Genomic DNA, 2,154 nt, shown 5'->3' with positions numbered 1-2,154 from the left:
GATCGACCCAGAGGCTGAAGCGGAGATTCGCGCTATGTTCCCAGAGATACTGCCGGATGCGGGTAAAACATGGCTTGAAAAATAAGCGATATTTGCGTTGCGCGTCGTGATGACGTCCTTATATCGAACCAACACGGCGCGCCTGCTTTTTTAACGCAATATGTGCACTATTTTTTAGTTGGAAGGAGTGTTGTAAATGCAAGAAAACAAAGAAGATAATGTAGTCTTTTATGGTTCTATAGCCCTAACTCTCGTGCTCGTCGTATTTGGCCTGCTAAATAATGAACTTTTCGGTCGCACAATGACATATACTTTTGACTGGATATGTAAGTATTWTMACTGGTAGAGAGTATAACAAATTCTGTGTAAACTCCATAGAGAAGAAAGCAAGCCTCCTGGATTGGTGTTAAGATAAATTCAATCCAGGAGGATATTTTTATGGCAAGACAGAGAAAACTGACACCGGAAAGAAAAGCGCTTATTCAGAGTCTCCTTTCCCACTACAAACCGGAAGACGCCCAGGACGTACAGGCTATGCTGAGGGATCTTCTCGGAGATACGATCCAGCAGATGCTGGAAGCCGAGATGGATGACCATCTCGGTTACAGCAAATATGACTACAAGAACAAGCATACAGATGACAGCCGCAACGGCTACAGCCCTAAAACAGTCACCTCTTCGGCCGGAGATATCCCGATCGACGTCCCCAGAGACCGCAAGGGTGACTTCGAACCGCAGTCAGTCAAAAAGAACCAGACCGATATCTCAAATATAGAGGATCAGGTCCTGTCCATGTATGCAAAAGGCATGACGACCCGGGATATCTCGGCTCACCTGCAGTCTATCTACGGTGTGGATGCCTCTGCTGAAATGATTTCGCGAATGACGGATCGAATTCTGCCGATTGCCAAAGAATGGCAGAACCGGCCGCTGGCCAAAAAGTATGCAGTCGTCTTTATGGACGCCGTGCATTTCAATGTGAGGCAGGACGGCCGAACCGTCAAGAAAGCCGTTTATGTTGCTATTGGGACAAGACTGGACGGGCATCGTGAAGTCCTTGGCCTGTGGGTCGGCGGAAATGAGAGCGCCAAGTACTGGGTCGGTGTCCTTAACGAGATCCGTAATCGCGGCACCGAAGATATTTTCATTATCTCCGTCGACGGCCTGACAGGCTTTGCAGATGCGATAAGCGCCGTATATCCCAAGGCCGAAGTCCAGCGCTGCATCGTCCATCAGATCCGTTACACGACAAAATTCGTCTCTTACAAGGACATTAAGGCTTTTATGAATGATTTGAAGGGTGTCTATCAGGCTCCTACACTGGAGCAGGCCGAGGAAGGGCTTGACAGACTTGAAGAGAAGTGGGGCTCGAAATACCCGTCTTCGGTAGCGAGCTGGCGGAACAACTGGCCTCAGTTATCCGCTTATTTCAAGTATCCCTATGAGCTGCGCCGGATGATCTATACGACAAACCAGATCGAGAACTACAACCGGCAGCTCAGGAAAGTGACAAAAACACGTACGATCTTCCCCTCAGACGACGCCCTTCTCAAGCTCCTTTATCTTGCGACGATGGACATCACTGAAAAGTGGACCGGCAGGGACAGGGACTGGAGTAAAATTCTGTCACAGCTGTGCATTTACTTTGAGGAACGCATAGAACCCGGAGATCTGGAATAGCCCTAAACGCCTATAAGAAAAGTCCGGGCTGCAGTCCATTGACAGCCCGGATAGCGTATGTCATTATGGTGATACTGAAGCAGTAACGGTAACCCTTTGATGTCTTACATCGATCCAGGGGCAAGGGGTTTACACAGAATAAGTTACACTACCTTCGGAAAATATTTACCCGTTACGATAAGCTTGACGTGCTGTTCTGTGGGTTCATCTACTTTGCTATGATCGTAGATGCAATTTAATGTGAACAGACTCTAATTAAGCGATGTCTACCCCAAGTTTAGTAGGCCAATTTGGTAGTGTAACTTATTCTGTGTAAACCCCTTGCACCTGGATCGATGTAAGACATCAAAGGGTTACCGTTACTGCTTCAGTATCACCATAATGACATACGCTATCCGGGCTGTCAATGGACTGCAGCCCGGACTTTTCTTATAGGCGTTTAGGGCTATTCCAGATCTCCGGGTTCTATGCGTT

Annotated in this window: 1 protein-coding gene; it reads left to right on the top strand. The window is 47.7% G+C overall.

Annotated elements, in window-relative coordinates; genetic code table 11:
* The first annotated feature begins 438 nt into the window (after nt 1-438).
* On the top strand, nt 439-1,680 hold the full coding sequence (locus EH55_RS10520; protein WP_081839554.1) for an IS256 family transposase: 1,242 nt from the start codon (nt 439-441) through the stop codon (nt 1,678-1,680).
* Nucleotides 1,681-2,154 lie beyond the last annotated feature (474 nt).

The sequence above is a fragment of the Synergistes jonesii genome (assembly GCF_000712295.1).
GTDB classification, from domain to species: domain Bacteria; phylum Synergistota; class Synergistia; order Synergistales; family Synergistaceae; genus Synergistes; species Synergistes jonesii.
The sequence above is the reverse complement of the archived record's forward strand: the minus strand, read 5'-3'. Positions and strand labels throughout refer to the sequence as shown.